The following is a 13,316-nucleotide window of genomic DNA, read 5'->3' as shown; positions in this document are numbered from 1 at the left end:
CTCGGCGTCCTCTCATGGGTGGCGGGTGATGAACGTCTCGACGTTCTCGCGGGTGGTGACGAAGGCGGGCAGCGCCTGATTTTTCTCCACCGGCACGCCAGCCTTGAGGGCTAGCGCAGTGCGCAGGGCGACACGGCCCATCTCCACAGCTTGCTGAGTGATGGTCATGTCCATCTTGCCGTCACGCACCGCCTCCAGCGCAGGACGCAGGCCGTCGTAGCCGAAAATCCACACCTTGTGCTGTACGTTGGCCACGCGTAAGGCCTGGGCGGCGCCCAAGGCCGGGGCATCTGAGCGGCCAACGAAGACATCGATCTGCGGATGCTTCTGCAACATGTCCTGGGCCACCTTGAAGCCGCTGTCCTGCAGCCAGTCGGTGGGTTTGCGATCGACGATCACCATTCCCGGGGTCTTGGCCAGTTCGACGTCGAAACCATCGGCGCGGGTCTTCTCGGTGGTGTCGCCAAGGGTCCCTTGGAGCAGGCCGATCTGCGCCTTGCCACCGGTCAGTTTCACCACCTGACGCGCCAGCTCGGCGGCGGCGGCGATGTTGTCAGTGGAGATGTAGGCGTCACACTCGACGTTCTTCGGGAAGTTATCGACGCACACCACCGGTACTCCCTGCTGCTTGGCCAGGCGCACTGGCACAGCCGAGGCGGCGGACCCGGTGGCGGTGTACAGCAGCACGTCGATACCTTTACTCAGCAAGTCCTGAATCTGGCTGACCTGACGCGCGGCGTCGGCCTGCGCGTCAACGACCAAGACCTCCTCGATGCCATCCTTCGCGGCCTGCTCCAGCACGCCGTCACGCACCATCAGGTAGAACTCCCATTGCAGGCTTGGGATCGACATACCCACTTTCAGCGGTTTGCCTTCAGCACTGGCCAGGGCAGGCAGCAGCATCAAGGCAAGAAAAACGCGCACACGTGAAGAGAAAACGTTCATTTACACGCCTCCAGAATTGTTCTGATTGTCAAAGGCTGATGTGGGAATTACGCGGGCTTTCGCTTCATGGCATCGAGCATCACGGCAGCGGCGATGACCGCGCCAATGATCACTTGCTGGACGAAGGGCGAGATGCCGGCCAGGTTCAAACCGTTGCGCAGTACGCCGATGATCAGGACACCCACCAAGGTGCCGACCACGCTGCCAGCGCCGCCCTTGAGGCTGCCGCCGCCGATCACCACAGCAGCGATCACATCCAGTTCGTAGCCGACCCCGGCGCCAGCACCGGCGGTGTCAAGGCGCGAAGTGAGGATGACCCCACCCAGCGCGGCGGTGATGCCGCAGATCACGTAAACGATGGCGGTATGGGTCTTGACCCGGATGCCCGACAGCTTGGCGACCTTGGCGCTACCGCCGATGGCATAGAGGCTGCGCCCGGCCACGGTGAAGCGCAGCACGAACCAGAACAGCAGGGCCAGAACCACGAAACAGGCCACAGTCAGCGACACCACACCGGCGTATCGGATGATGGAAAGGTTGCCGAACCATTCTGGAAAGCCGCTGATCTGCGTTCCGTCCGTAACCATGTAGGCCAGGCCACGGGCAACGGACATCATGGCCAGAGTGGCGATGAATGAAGGCAATCCGGCACGCACCACCAGTACTGCCGTGACACCACCGCAGGCCGCGCCAGTAAGCAATGCCGCGCCGATCGCCAAGCCCATGGGCAGGCCGATGACGTGCTCGGCCCAGCTCATGACCATGATCGACACGGCCAGCACCGCCCCGACTGACAGGTCGATTCCACCAATCAGGATAACCAGTGTCATGCCCAAGGCCATGATGCCCAGCACGGTCACTTGATCGAGGATATTGAGGAGGTTGCTCAAGGTGAGAAATGCGTCGGTGGTCAGGCTGAGCACCACGCACAGAAGGACCAGACCGAGCAACGGGCCGGTGATGCCCGACGCCTGCGCGTTGAGCTTGAATGAAGGCGGAATCAGGCGCACCTTGGAACTGAAGCCATACATACGAACACCACTTCTTGTATTTATTTGAGGGGTACGAGCACTAATTGCAGTCAGGCTGCCAGTTCCCTGAAGCGCCCACCCATGTACACGAGTGGCGACTCCAGCGACTGGGTCATGACGTTCACGACATTGCCAATGAAGATGGTGTGGGAGCCGTATTCCACCGCCTGGACGACTTCGCAGAAGATCGAAGCCTGGGCGTCGGCCAGGTAGCGCAGGCCATTGACGCCCACAGCCCAGTCGCCATCGACGAAGCGCCGGTCTCGCAACTCAGGCTTGCTGAAGATGGCACACAGGGCCTCATGCTCTTTCTGCAGCATGTTCACGCAGAACAGGCCGGACCGTTTGATGATGGGTGACGCACTGGAATTACGGTTGACGCAGACCAGCGCGGATGCGGGTCCATCGAAACCGAGGAGAACGCGGTGGCGGCCAGGCCGTGCGGGCAGCAGTGCTCGTCGACCGTGGTGACCAAGGTGACCGATGAGGCGAAACGCCCCATGGCGCTGCGAAACAGATCGGCGACATCCTGATTGCCGTGGGTGGTTTGATTCGATGCAACAGACATCATTCAACTCCTCTTAGCGTTGAGCCTGTTGCCATGTTAAGGAGCGTTTCTACCCGACAAGTATTCGATTTTCCCGGAATGACTTTTCAGCGCATTCGAAAGGCCACCCCCTGTATTAGCCGCCTTCAAGCCATTACATTGCCTAGCTTTAAGCAAACGTGAAAAATGATGCCCTGGCACGCAATGACGACAACGAGGTGACACCATGGCAGACAGGCTCCAGGACCTACGGCTGTTCAGGCTGGTGGTACAAAGCGGTTCATTGTCGATGGCTGGGCGTCAGCTTGGCCTTTCGCCAGCAGCCATGAGCGGTCGCCTTAAGGCAATGGAGGAGTTCTATGGTCTGCGCCTGCTAAAGCGCAATACACGTGGGTTGAGCCCCACCGCCGAAGGGTTGTACCTGTTCGAAGCGGCGCAGAAAATCCTGGAGGACGTGGAGGCTCTCGACGGCGTCATCCGTGGCGGTAGCGCACAACTGCGCGGTACGATCGGCGTCACCTGCCCCACCGATCTGGGCCGCCAGTGGGTCAGCCAATTGGTCGATGCGTTCGTCGAGGAGCACCCCCACGTCACCGTGCGGTTGTTCTTCACCGACCGCTTGCTGGACTTCGTCGAATCCGGCTCGGACATCGCGATCCGCTATGGCAATCTGCCTGACAGCACCCTGGTGGCGCGTTCGCTGGGAGGTGACCGCCGCATTGTCTGCTGCTCACCAGATTACCTGGCGCGCCACGGTACGCCGCTGTGCCCGGAACAGTTGCTGGAGCACAACTGCCTGATTCATCTACAAGCGGATTTCCCCCAGGACAAGTGGCGTTTCACGCGTGACGGGGAAACGTTTTCGGTGCAAGTCCGGGGTAATCGCCTGGTCAACGATGGTTTCACCCTGCGCCAATGGGCGCTGCAAGGGCTGGGGATCGCCTGGAAGTCTGTCTGGGAGGTTGCCGAAGATATTCACGAACAGCGGCTGGTGCCGTTGCTGGAGGATTTCAGCTGCCCAGCGACCGGCTTCCACCTGCTGACCGAGGGCGGTAAGAAACTGCCCCAGCGGGTACGGGCATTCGTCGATTTCGCAGTGCGTTACTTCAACGAACTGGAAACACCTGCGCGCCACCTGCTCAGGCCCGCGGGACATTGAAGGCTCAAGAGGTCTGCAACCGCGAGGAGGCCAGCAGCGACCAGCCTACATCCATGGCAACCTCGCCATGTCTCGGAACACCGGCCCGAGCGCTTCCAGCATCCTGCCGTAAACCTGCCGTCGCTGCTGGTACAACCCGTGCTTCGATTGGCCCGGCAGCGTGACCCCATTCACCGCCTCCGTCACCCGCCCAGCAGCCTGCTTCAGGTCGGTGAAAACCCCAGCTCCGTGGCCGGCCAACAGCGCCGCCCCTCGGGCCGCGGCCTCGAATACCCCGTGACGACGATAGGCCAACCCTAGCACGTCGGCCTTGACCTGGTTGAACACCTCGCTCGAGGCCCCTCCGCCTACCACCAGCACACCGCCTTCGACGGGCCTCAAGCCGGTGCCCCGTATGGCCTCCAGAAAAACGGCGTACTCAAAGGCGGTAGCCTCGACCATCGCCCGCTGCATGTCGGCCAGACCGTGCTGCCAGGTCAGGCCAACAAAGGCACCGCGCATATCCGCAAACAACGGTAAATGACGGCCGCCCATATGCGGTACGAACAACAGCGGTGGCACCTGTGCGCGTTCTCGCAATGCCGCGCTGACATCCTGAGGCGGGCGGGCTTCAGCCCGCAGCGACTCCAACCAGTCACAGCACAACCCGCCACCACCAACGTAGCCAGCGCTGTAATAGAGGCCCGGTATGCAGTGGCGCAGGGTCAGCAATGTGTGGTGCTGGTCGTCCACGCTGAAGTCGTCACGTACCGCGCAAAACACAGAGCCGGTACCCGCAATGTCCACGAGCTGCCCTGGCACTGACACGCCAGCACCCAGCAAGGTCGCGGCGACATCGCCGCACCCGGCGAACACCGGCGTACCCTGAAGAAGACCAAGCGCCTGTGCTATGTCGCGGGTCAAACCACCGACGCGCTCCCAGGGTTCGATGACGCGCGGCAGGTGCGCAGGGTCGAGCGCCAACGCCCGGACCAAATCAAGGTTCCAGCCACCGGAGGCAACATCGGCAAAACAGTTGAACCCCAGGCAAGTGGTATCCATGAACGCCGCTTGCCCAGGCAGCCCACACAGCCGTCCAGCCACCACAGCAGAAGGCACCGTCAACTTGCACAAGCGCTGGTAGAGATCTGGCTGTTGCTGGCGGATCTGCAGCCACCTGGCTCCATGGCTGGCGATCAGTTGGCTGCCCGAACGCGCCACGATCTCCCGCTCATGCGACCGCAACAAGGCCACGCTTGAGGCACAGGACAGGTCGAGCCAGGCATCGCAGGAAGTCGCGGGGTCACCCATGGCATCCACCGCACAGAGTCCAGCCATCTGCCCACACAATGCGATCCCGGATACCTGCGCCGGGCTCGCCCGGGCGTCGTCAAGTGCTTGCCGGATGGCCGCCAGCGGTGCATCGAGAAACCCCTCCCGCGCCATGCCTTGCCCGGGCCTCTGCGCCATCGGCACATCGCCCACGCGTGCGACACCACGCAAAGTGCCCTGGGCATCGAGGGCCACGGCTCGGGTGCTGGAGGTACCCAGATCGACACCCATGAGAATCGCCTGGCTGCTCACATTGCGTACCTCGACCAACGTGACCGGCGCGCGGCCACGGTCATTGAACGTGTACGTGCTCGACGAGAAAATCCAGCACCGCGCGAACCCGCAGCGGTACATAGCCGTCCTGGCCGACGAACACTGCATGAACTTCTTCCAGGTCGCCTGGGTTGTACGCCTCCATCACCGGCACCAGACGCCCCTCGGCGATGTCCTCACGCACCCGGAACGCCGCCAACCTCGCCAACCCTGTGCCACTGAGCGCCAAGCGGCGCAAGGCTTCGCCATCACTGGCCTGAACGTTGCCTGCCGTAACCACTTTGATCACCTGCCCCCCGTCCTGCAAAGGCCAGCCATTGAAGGCTCGCGCATAGTTGGCCGTCAGCAGGTTGTGGCACTGCAGCGCTGCGGGACAGTCTGGAACACCATGAAGCTGAAGATAGCCGGGCGCGCCCACGATCACCATGCGCGTTTGGCCAAGCTTGCGAGCGACCAGGTTGGAGCTTTTCATGGGGCCTGCTCGTACAGCGATATCGGTGCGCTGGCCGACTACGTCGATCACCTCGTCGGTCAGCACCAGATCGAGCTTCACTTCTGGCAAGTGCTTGATGAGCAGTGGGACCAGCGGCAACAGGTAGTGATAACCGAAGGCCATGTTGGCATTGATGCGCACCCGTCCTCGTGGCGCATCCTGGGAGGCAACGTTGCGCTCCAATTCGTCCAGATCGGCCAGTAGCCCCACGCCACGCTCGTAGTAAGCGCGACCTTCATGGGTCAGGCTCAGCTGGCGGGTCGAGCGGTTGAACAGTCGTGACCCCAGCCGCCCTTCCAGGCGTGCGACAAGCTTGCTCACCGCCGAGGGCGTTATCCGCAGGTCTCGCGCCGCTGCCGAGAAGCTTCCAGCCTGGACGACACGCACGAACACCTCCAGTTCACCGGAGCGGTTGATGTCAAGTCGGGCCATTGCTGATCCTTGGGCACAAATAGGAAAGATTAGCGTGCGGTATGGGGGCTGGGCAGACGGCAACGGGTAAAAACTGTTTTTAGAATCACTGACAAGTGAGGCTGCTCCCCTCACAAGGAGCCCAGCGACATTCACGACCTCAATTCACAATTGATTTGAATTATCCGGGTCTACTGCACAAGCTGGAGCTGCCATAGGCTGGCCGCCATTTCTTGTCTTGCGAACCCCAGCCATGAATTCTACTTTGCAGAAACTTACTACTGGAGGCCTGAGCATTGGCCTCGAACTGCCGTTGGACAACGATTGGAACAGCGTGCGCGAGCAGTCTCGGCAGCGGGCAGGGACACCGTTCGGGATACCGGATCTCGCCCACCACGCACGCTTGGCTACCCTCGCTGACCGCCTGGGATTCCGCGCACTTTGGGTACGCGACGTGCCCTTGTACGATCCAAAGTTCGGCGATGCCGCACAGGTATTCGAGGTATTCACCTACCTAGGTTTCCTGGCCGGTGTGACCCGCAACATCCTGCTCGGCACCGCCGCAGTGGTATTACCGATCCGCGAACCGTTGCTGACCATGAAGGCGGCTGCCAGCGCCGACCTGCTAAGTGGCGGACGCTTGCTACTGGGAGTGGCCAGTGGTGATCGACCCGTGGAGTACCCGCTGTTCGGCCGCGACTTCGATAACCGTGGCGAGGTGTTTCGAAAGCAAATCACCCAGTTGCGCGAGTGGCGCAGTGCCGATCTACCGGCTGGCGTCGAAGTACTCCCAAGGCCGCACCAGCCTATACCGCTCCTCGTGGCGGGCCTGGCACAACAGAGCCCGGCCTGGGTCGGCGAGCACTTGGACGGCTGGCTGGCCTACCCTGGCACCCCCACCGAACACGTACATCGCGCAGGCGTGTGGCGTGAGGTGGCGGGAGACAAGCCATACGTGTCATTCATTCACCTGGACCTGGATGAAAGCCCCGAAGCGCCGCTGGAGCGTCACCGCTTCGGCTGCAAGGTGGGGCGCAAGGGGTTGATTGCCGAACTCGAAGCCATGCGCGCGGCGGGCGTGGCGCATATTGGTCTCCATTTGCGGCACAACCGGCGCCCCTTGGACGAGACACTGGAGGAGTTGGGAACATTCGTGCTACCGCATTTCCATGGGTAGCCACTTGTTCAATCTGGAGCCAAGCCCGCTCGTCAAGCCTGTGCTGACGTACCCATTCTCTTGTGATCGCCTGCAGAATGCACGATCGACCACCAAATCAGTATTGCGCCTATCAAAGCCATTGGAAGGCTAAGGTACTGACCTGTGCTGAACAGTTGGTGGGCTTCGTAGGCGGCCTGCGGCTCCTTGAAAAACTCGAGGATCAAGCGTGCCGAAAACACCAGGGTCAAAAACACGCCAAACAGCAGGCCATGGGGAGTGCGGTGCTTGAATTTTTGGTAACAACCCAGCAAAGCCAAGAACGTCAGCAGATAGGCTAGCGCTTCGTAGAGTTGAACGGGATGGCGTGGCACGGCATCAACGGACTGAAATACGACGCCCCAATCTGAATAAGTAGGCTTGCCCAGAATCTCAGAATTCAGAAAATTGCCGATTCGTACAAGCGCTGCTCCCAATGCTGCGGGAAGGCTTGCCCGGTCGATCAGCCAGAGGAAGGGCATGTCCGATTTCACTGATCGAGATCCAAGCCACAGTCCAATCAGTACACCGATCATTCCACCGTGGCTAGCTAGGCCTCCTTCCCAAACACGAAGGATCGCCCACGGATTGGCGAGATAGTAATCAGGGTCGTAAAACAAGCAATGGACAAGTCGTGCACCCACGATGGCACCGACCAGCGCGCAGTAAAACAACCGCTCTGCGTAATCTGGGTTGATGCCCTCAGCATTGAAGATGCCTCTGAGTATTCTTTGTGCCCCCAGGAATGCGCCGACGAAAAGTACCCCGTACCAGCGGATAGAGAAGGGCCCCAAAGTCACCAGGACAGGGTCAAAGCTCCAGTGGATCAACATGTGTGTAGCCTCCAACCGTGTTGGTCGTTTTCTTCATCTGTGCGGGCATGGAACTGGGTAGGCCTGTCACTTGGCGCGCCCAGGGGGCTTAAAATTTTGGCAAGGCTGAGGCGTTTGGATTAAGAGCAGGTTATGGGCTCACCTAGGCCGCCAAGGCTGCCGCTTGCCTTGGCTCTCAGGGTGGGCAAGGTCGCTGCCGAGATGGCACTTCGCACGATCAGCGCCCTGGCTCTGTTGTCAAAGACCGCTGCGACCGATAGATGCGCCACCGTCAACGTAAATTGTCTGCCCAGTAATGAAGGCACTGCTCTCCCCAAGCAGGAAGGCCACTGCCGAAGCGACTTCTTGTGGCTGCCCGAGCCGCCCCATCGGCACCGCGGCGATATAGGCAGCTTCGCCTGCGCTGCCCAGCGGATTGCCGCCGCGGAACAGTTCGGTCTCGATCGGCCCTGGAGCGACCGCATTGACCGTAATTCCGGTCTGCGCCAGTTCCAGCGCCCAACTGCGAGTGAAGCTGACCAACGCTGCCTTGGCAGCCGCGTAGGAAGTGCGCTGGCGAATACCGAGCACGGTCAGGCTGGAGATATTCACTACGCGCCCCCAACCGCGCTTGCGCATCCCTGGCAGCAACGCTTGGGTCGCCTGCAACGCAGGGTGCAAGTTAACCCGCATAACTTCATCGAAGCTTGCCAAGTCAATTTCGCCCAGCATCTGCGGACGGACCAAACCGACGTTGTTCACTACGCCGTCGAACGCGTAGTGCTTGGTCAGCTCCGCCAGCATCGCAAACAAACGCATTGAGTCGCTCAGGTCCGCGGCGATCAGTTCGCCGGGGAAGCTGGTATCCCCTGCTTGGCGAGCAATACCAACGATCTGATGGCCCTGTTCCACCAGTTGTTCGGAAATTGCCCGGCCGATGCCCTTGCTGGCTCCGGTAATCAAAAAGGTACGTTGCGTCATGGCATGCCCCTGTTGATCAGTGTTTCTGCAGACGATGCAAAACAGCCTGGGCCACCTGCGTCGCTGATGCCGGGTTCTGCCCGGTTATCAATTCACGGTCGATGACAACATTAGGCGTCCAGGGCGACTGGTTGCTCTGATACTGCCCGCCCGCGCGCTCCAGGGCGGTCTGCGGATAGAACTTCATCTGCCCCCGCCGAGCAGGCCCTTGGCCTGTTCTTCCTCCTGGTTGCTGATGACCGTCATGCGGTAGCCAGAATAGATCCAGTCGTCGGGCATCGCTGTCCGGCTCCCGCTCTCCAGTGCCTGGATCAACTTGCGCGGCTGGTCCAGCGCGGAGAGCAGAGCAATGGGACCGTGGCAGAGCAACGCGGTGGTTTTGCCCTCGGCGTGAAATGCACGAAGCAGACGACCTAGGGCCGGGTCGGCGAGTAGGTCTTGCATCGGGGCATGGCCGCCAGGCACGTAGACTGCATCGAACGTCCCATAGCCAATCTGCTCCACACGGGCCAGGCTTATCACCGGCGAATGCTCCGCAGAAGTGAGCTGCAACTGGTCCAGCAGCGCCTGGTATTGCTCCAATTGCTTCGGATCGTTACCGAAGTACTGGGCGCTGGCCGAGCTGCGGTCCAGAGTAGGCGCACGGCCGAGGGGAGTGGCGAAGGTCACTTGGTGGCCTGCGTCGAGCAGCATTTTGGTCGGCTCCAGCAGCTCGTTGAGGTAGAAGCCGGTGGCGAAGGCCTTACCATCGCGCAGGCCTAGGTGGCTCTCGTCGGACAGCACCACCAGCACGTTAGCCGCGTGGGCGCCCAAGCTCACGCTGCCAATGACAGCAGCCAGGATCAGTCGTCGGTAAGTCCCCATCGCATTTTCTCCCATTCATGCACAAGCCGGATGCCGTGCCCTGATGGACACTTTATTGATGATCAACCAGGCGATAAATTGGGGGCGTGGGAAAGCAGTTTTGCTCTGGAGAACAAGATGGCGCGACGGTTTGGTCACCTAGGGGATGTCGAGGCGCTGCTGGAGGTAGTAGAGCGTGGCTCGCTCAGCGCGGCAGCGGTGGCCCTCGCCACCACACCCTCCGTGGTTAGTCGGGCGATTTCACGGCTTGAGGCACACCTAGGGGTGCAGTTGCTACGCCGCACCACGCGTCGATTGAGCGTCACTGACAGTGGCCTGGAATACATCGAGCAGGCCCGCACTGCGTTTCAACAGATCGCCAGCGCGGAGCGAGCACTGAGCGGCCAAGGCGAGGTGCAGGGCCGTGTGCGCCTGAGCGCGCCGACCACCTATGGGCATCACCGGTTGCCGGCCATGCTGGCAACCTTCGCGCTGCGTTATCCGAAAGTACAGGTCGAGTTGAGCATCACCAATCGTAATGTCGACTTGGTGGCCGAAGGGTATGACCTGGCCATTCGTCTTGGCGTCTTGCCGGATAGCGCCCTGGTGGCGCGTCGGTTGGAGGAAGCTCGGCTTTGCCTGGTGGCGGCGCCGGCCTACATCTCGCGTGCCGGCAGGCCGCAATCCATAGCAGATTTGGCCGGACACAACTGCCTGCCTTTCGTAATGCCCAGCAACGGCCGGCCAGGCGTTTGGCAGTTCCGCCAAGGTGAGGAGGAAATATGCTTCATACCGCAGGGAAATCCGGTGGTGGCGGACGATGTGCTGGGTTGCATCTCACTGGCCGATCAGGGTGTCGGGATCTGTCAGACTTACGAGTTCATCGTCGCCGAACGCTTGCAGCAGGGCCGGCTGGAGCGTTTGTTGGAGGACTACGAAGGTGCCCGACGGCCTTTCTCGATCATTTATCCGCCGCATCGCCAACTGTCGGCGGCCAGCCGGGCATTAATCGATTTTCTGATAGCGACGGCTGTGGATGAAGGCGCAACCTGAGGTTGGATTTGTGTCCAACATCAGGCGCGCAATTCAGGGGGGTGTTTGCGGCGAGCTTCAGAAATCCCCACGCAAGGTCAGCATGTAGCTACGCGGCGCGCCGTAAGTAGTGCCGCGGGTCCAGTAACCGGTCGAGTCGAAATACTTGCGGTCCAGCAGGTTCTCCACGTCCACGCCCACCGTCCAGTGCTGGTCGAGCTTGTACGCCGCCCGTGCATCGAACACCGCCCGGCCGCTGTTGCTCACGCCATTGTAAGCGTCGTAGTAATGGGACTGGGCCGACACACCACCGCCGACACTGAGGCGGTTCCACTCACCCGGCAGGGTGTAGTTGGTGTTCACCCGCAGCAGATGCTTGGGCGTTTGTGCCGAGATCGGCCCGCCAGTCTCCGACTGCGTGGTGTTGAAGGTATAACCCGCCGCCACCTGCAAGCCCGGCAGCAACTCACCGCTGGCCTCTGCCTCGAAGCCCTTGCTGCGGCTGATGCCATCGCTGTTCACGTAACAACGGCCTGCAACGTCTGTGGGACAGTTGCCATCATTGGCATAGTCGCGAGCGGCGACGTCCTCCTGTTCGATATAGAACAGCGCAAAGGACAGGTTCAGACGCTTGTCGAACAACTCGCCCTTGATGCCGGTTTCGTAGTTGGAACCGATAGCGGGGTCAAGCATCTTGCCACCCGCACTGCGGTAACTGGCCTGGGCATGAAGATATCGGCATAGCTGGCGTACAGAGACCAGTTGTTGTTCAGGTCGTAGATGGCACCAACGAAAGGCGTGAACTCGTGCTTCTGTTCATTGGTGCTTTTCAGCCCGCCACTCCAGGCCTCGGTCTTGTACCAACTCAGGCGCCCGCCCAGCACCAGGCTGAGGTCCTCGGTCATGTGCAGGCGGGCATTGAGGTAGGTGCCGTAACGGGTATCGAAGGTGTCTTCCTTGTAGTCCCATCCCTGTCGCGAAGGTTCTGGGACAATGCTGTGGTCCGGGTCGAACACATTGAGCGGGATGGGGCTGTCGAGCTTTACAGTGGCGTCCTTGTCATTCATCTTGCGCCGGGACCAGTTGGCCCCCAGCGACAGCTGATGGCTCAGGCCAAACGCTTCGAACTCGCCGTCCAGGTGGCCGTCCACCGCGTTGGCGGTGACATCGAACTTGTGAAAGCTGGTGTCGTTGATTATCGGCCCAGTGGGGCTGCCGTACTCCAGCGTGTCCTCTGCGCTCCATTCGATGGCGCTGCGGTTGTAACTGCTTTCGGAGTGCGACAGCGCCAGCTTGCCGCTCCAGTTGTCGGTGAAACGGTGATTGAGGTCGGCGAACACTTCGTCGGTGCGGGTCTGCAGCGTGGCCCAGTCCTGGCCCAGGAAGGTGGAACGCTTGAGGTGCGGGTTGCTGCCATCCGGGTTGTTCGGCAAGCCCAGCACGCTGTAGCCGTCAATGCGCGAAGTCTGCCGGCGCAAACCCAAAGCAATGGTAGTGGCGTCGCTCAGGTCGCCTTCGACTATGCCGTACAGCAACGGCCGCTTGGACTTGCTGACATCGGTGAAGTAACCACGGTCCTCGTAGGACGCCACCACGCGGCCGCGCAGAGAACCTTGCGGGTTCAGCCTGCCACTGGCGTCCAGGTCCAGCCGGTAATTGTCCCAGGAGCCGGCACGGGTGGTCACGGAGAAACGTGGCTCCGACGTCGGGCGCTTACGCACCAGGTTGACCGCACCGCCTGGGTTGCCCGCCCCTACCAACAGGCCCGAGGCGCCTCGCAGTACCTCGACACGGTCGAACACCGCCATGTCGGGGATCATCCAGCCGGTGTAGGCGTAGGCCTGCCCGGCCACGCCGTCGACCATGTAACTGTCGTCGGTGATGTCGAAACCCCGGGAGCTGAAGTGATGGTTGCCGTAGCCACGGTTGGCGCGGGTAATGCCTGTGGTCTGGGCCATCACCTGGTCCAGTGAGACCAGGTTCTTGTCGTCCATCAGTTTGCGCGTAACCACGGTCACCGACTGCGGTGTACGGCGCAGCGACTGAGGGGTCTTGCCGATCGTCACGGCGCCGGTGGTGTACGAGCCAGAACCCTCGGTGGTTTCGCCCAGCCCCACGCTGTTGATGTTGGTAGCACCCAGTTCCAGCGCGCCCTTGGCGTCCACCGTCGGCACCACACTGAAGGTGCCGCTGCCAGTGACGATCAGTTGCAGGCCGCTGCCCACCAGCGCCTGCTGCACGGCTTGCAAGGCACTCATCTCACCCTGGATCGCGGGGGCCTGC

General features: G+C 61.3%; 11 protein-coding genes and 2 pseudogenes. 3 read left to right on the top strand and 10 right to left on the bottom strand.

What is annotated here, in order from left to right:
- Positions 1–12: 12 nt before the first annotated feature.
- Genes AB5975_14025 through AB5975_14010 form a run of 4 tightly spaced genes read right to left on the bottom strand, consistent with a single transcriptional unit; the run spans position 13 to position 2,544 of the window.
- Positions 13–945: a sugar ABC transporter substrate-binding protein gene (locus AB5975_14025; GenBank protein ID XDR22796.1), complete on the bottom strand. Its 933-nt coding sequence runs from the start codon at positions 943–945 to the stop codon at positions 13–15.
- Positions 946–992: 47 nt separating this feature from the next.
- Positions 993–1,976: an ABC transporter permease gene (locus AB5975_14020; protein ID XDR22795.1), complete on the bottom strand. Its 984-nt coding sequence runs from the start codon at positions 1,974–1,976 to the stop codon at positions 993–995.
- A gap of 50 nt (positions 1,977–2,026) precedes the next feature.
- Positions 2,027–2,326: a flavin reductase family protein gene (locus AB5975_14015; protein ID XDR22970.1), complete on the bottom strand. Its 300-nt coding sequence runs from the start codon at positions 2,324–2,326 to the stop codon at positions 2,027–2,029.
- Positions 2,299–2,544, bottom strand: a complete 246-nt coding sequence (locus AB5975_14010; GenBank protein ID XDR23069.1) for a hypothetical protein — start codon at positions 2,542–2,544, stop codon at positions 2,299–2,301. The genes AB5975_14015 and AB5975_14010 overlap by 28 nt, the downstream gene beginning before the upstream one ends.
- Positions 2,545–2,749: 205 nt before the next feature.
- On the opposite strand from AB5975_14010, the gene AB5975_14005 reads away from it, so the two are divergent.
- Entirely contained in the window at positions 2,750–3,682 is a 933-nt protein-coding gene (locus tag AB5975_14005; GenBank protein ID XDR22794.1) for a LysR family transcriptional regulator, read from the top strand.
- 45 nt (positions 3,683–3,727) lie between these two features.
- On the opposite strand, the gene AB5975_14000 is transcribed toward AB5975_14005, so the two are convergent.
- Both AB5975_14000 and AB5975_13995 read right to left on the bottom strand, forming a co-directional pair.
- Positions 3,728–5,347 carry an FGGY-family carbohydrate kinase gene (locus AB5975_14000; GenBank protein ID XDR22793.1) on the bottom strand — a complete coding sequence of 540 codons (1,620 nt, stop codon included), beginning with the start codon at positions 5,345–5,347 and terminating at the stop codon, positions 3,728–3,730.
- Complete coding sequence (locus tag AB5975_13995) at positions 5,286–6,191, bottom strand: LysR substrate-binding domain-containing protein (GenBank protein XDR22792.1); 906 nt, start codon at positions 6,189–6,191, stop codon at positions 5,286–5,288. The genes AB5975_14000 and AB5975_13995 overlap by 62 nt, the downstream gene beginning before the upstream one ends.
- A 232-nt stretch (positions 6,192–6,423) precedes the next feature.
- Between AB5975_13995 and AB5975_13990 the strand changes: the two genes are divergently transcribed.
- Entirely contained in the window at positions 6,424–7,347 is a 924-nt protein-coding gene (locus AB5975_13990; GenBank protein ID XDR22791.1) for a TIGR03571 family LLM class oxidoreductase, read from the top strand.
- 32 nt (positions 7,348–7,379) lie between these two features.
- On the opposite strand, the gene lgt is transcribed toward AB5975_13990, so the two are convergent.
- The 3 genes and pseudogenes from lgt to AB5975_13975 all read right to left on the bottom strand — a co-directional run bounded on the left by lgt (position 7,380) and on the right by AB5975_13975 (position 10,022).
- A complete protein-coding gene (gene lgt, locus AB5975_13985) occupies positions 7,380–8,198 on the bottom strand; it encodes a prolipoprotein diacylglyceryl transferase (protein XDR22790.1) in 819 nt (272 codons plus the stop codon).
- Positions 8,199–8,435: 237 nt separating this feature from the next.
- Complete coding sequence (locus AB5975_13980) at positions 8,436–9,158, bottom strand: SDR family oxidoreductase (protein ID XDR22789.1); 723 nt, start codon at positions 9,156–9,158, stop codon at positions 8,436–8,438.
- Positions 9,159–9,174: 16 nt separating this feature from the next.
- A pseudogene (locus AB5975_13975) lies at positions 9,175–10,022 on the bottom strand (type 1 glutamine amidotransferase domain-containing protein).
- A 117-nt stretch (positions 10,023–10,139) separates the two neighbouring features.
- Between AB5975_13975 and AB5975_13970 the strand changes: the two are divergent.
- On the top strand, positions 10,140–11,054 hold the full coding sequence (locus AB5975_13970) for a LysR substrate-binding domain-containing protein (protein ID XDR22788.1): 915 nt from the start codon (positions 10,140–10,142) through the stop codon (positions 11,052–11,054).
- Positions 11,055–11,111: 57 nt separating this feature from the next.
- On the opposite strand, the pseudogene AB5975_13965 reads toward AB5975_13970, so the two are convergent.
- A pseudogene (locus AB5975_13965) lies at positions 11,112–13,027 on the bottom strand (TonB-dependent siderophore receptor).
- Between the last annotated feature and the right edge of the window lie 289 nt (positions 13,028–13,316).

Origin of the sequence: Pseudomonas putida (assembly GCA_041071465.1) — a bacterium.
Taxonomy (GTDB): domain Bacteria; phylum Pseudomonadota; class Gammaproteobacteria; order Pseudomonadales; family Pseudomonadaceae; genus Aquipseudomonas; species Aquipseudomonas putida_P.
This window is presented reverse-complemented; position numbering and strand designations above follow the sequence as displayed.

What these genes read in the sequence shown, in the direction of transcription:
- AB5975_13970 (XDR22788.1), top strand. Translation starts at nt 10,140, where the DNA reads ATGGCGCGACGGTTTGGTCACCTAGGGGATGTCGAGGCGCTGCTGGAG.
- AB5975_14025 (XDR22796.1), bottom strand. Translation starts at nt 945, where the DNA reads ATGAACGTTTTCTCTTCACGTGTGCGCGTTTTTCTTGCCTTGATGCTG.
- AB5975_14005 (XDR22794.1), top strand. Translation starts at nt 2,750, where the DNA reads ATGGCAGACAGGCTCCAGGACCTACGGCTGTTCAGGCTGGTGGTACAA.
- AB5975_13995 (XDR22792.1), bottom strand. Translation starts at nt 6,191, where the DNA reads ATGGCCCGACTTGACATCAACCGCTCCGGTGAACTGGAGGTGTTCGTG.
- AB5975_14000 (XDR22793.1), bottom strand. Translation starts at nt 5,347, where the DNA reads ATGTACCGCTGCGGGTTCGCGCGGTGCTGGATTTTCTCGTCGAGCACG.
- AB5975_14010 (XDR23069.1), bottom strand. Translation starts at nt 2,544, where the DNA reads ATGTCTGTTGCATCGAATCAAACCACCCACGGCAATCAGGATGTCGCC.
- AB5975_13990 (XDR22791.1), top strand. Translation starts at nt 6,424, where the DNA reads ATGAATTCTACTTTGCAGAAACTTACTACTGGAGGCCTGAGCATTGGC.
- AB5975_14020 (XDR22795.1), bottom strand. Translation starts at nt 1,976, where the DNA reads ATGTATGGCTTCAGTTCCAAGGTGCGCCTGATTCCGCCTTCATTCAAG.
- lgt (XDR22790.1), bottom strand. Translation starts at nt 8,198, where the DNA reads ATGTTGATCCACTGGAGCTTTGACCCTGTCCTGGTGACTTTGGGGCCC.
- AB5975_13980 (XDR22789.1), bottom strand. Translation starts at nt 9,158, where the DNA reads ATGACGCAACGTACCTTTTTGATTACCGGAGCCAGCAAGGGCATCGGC.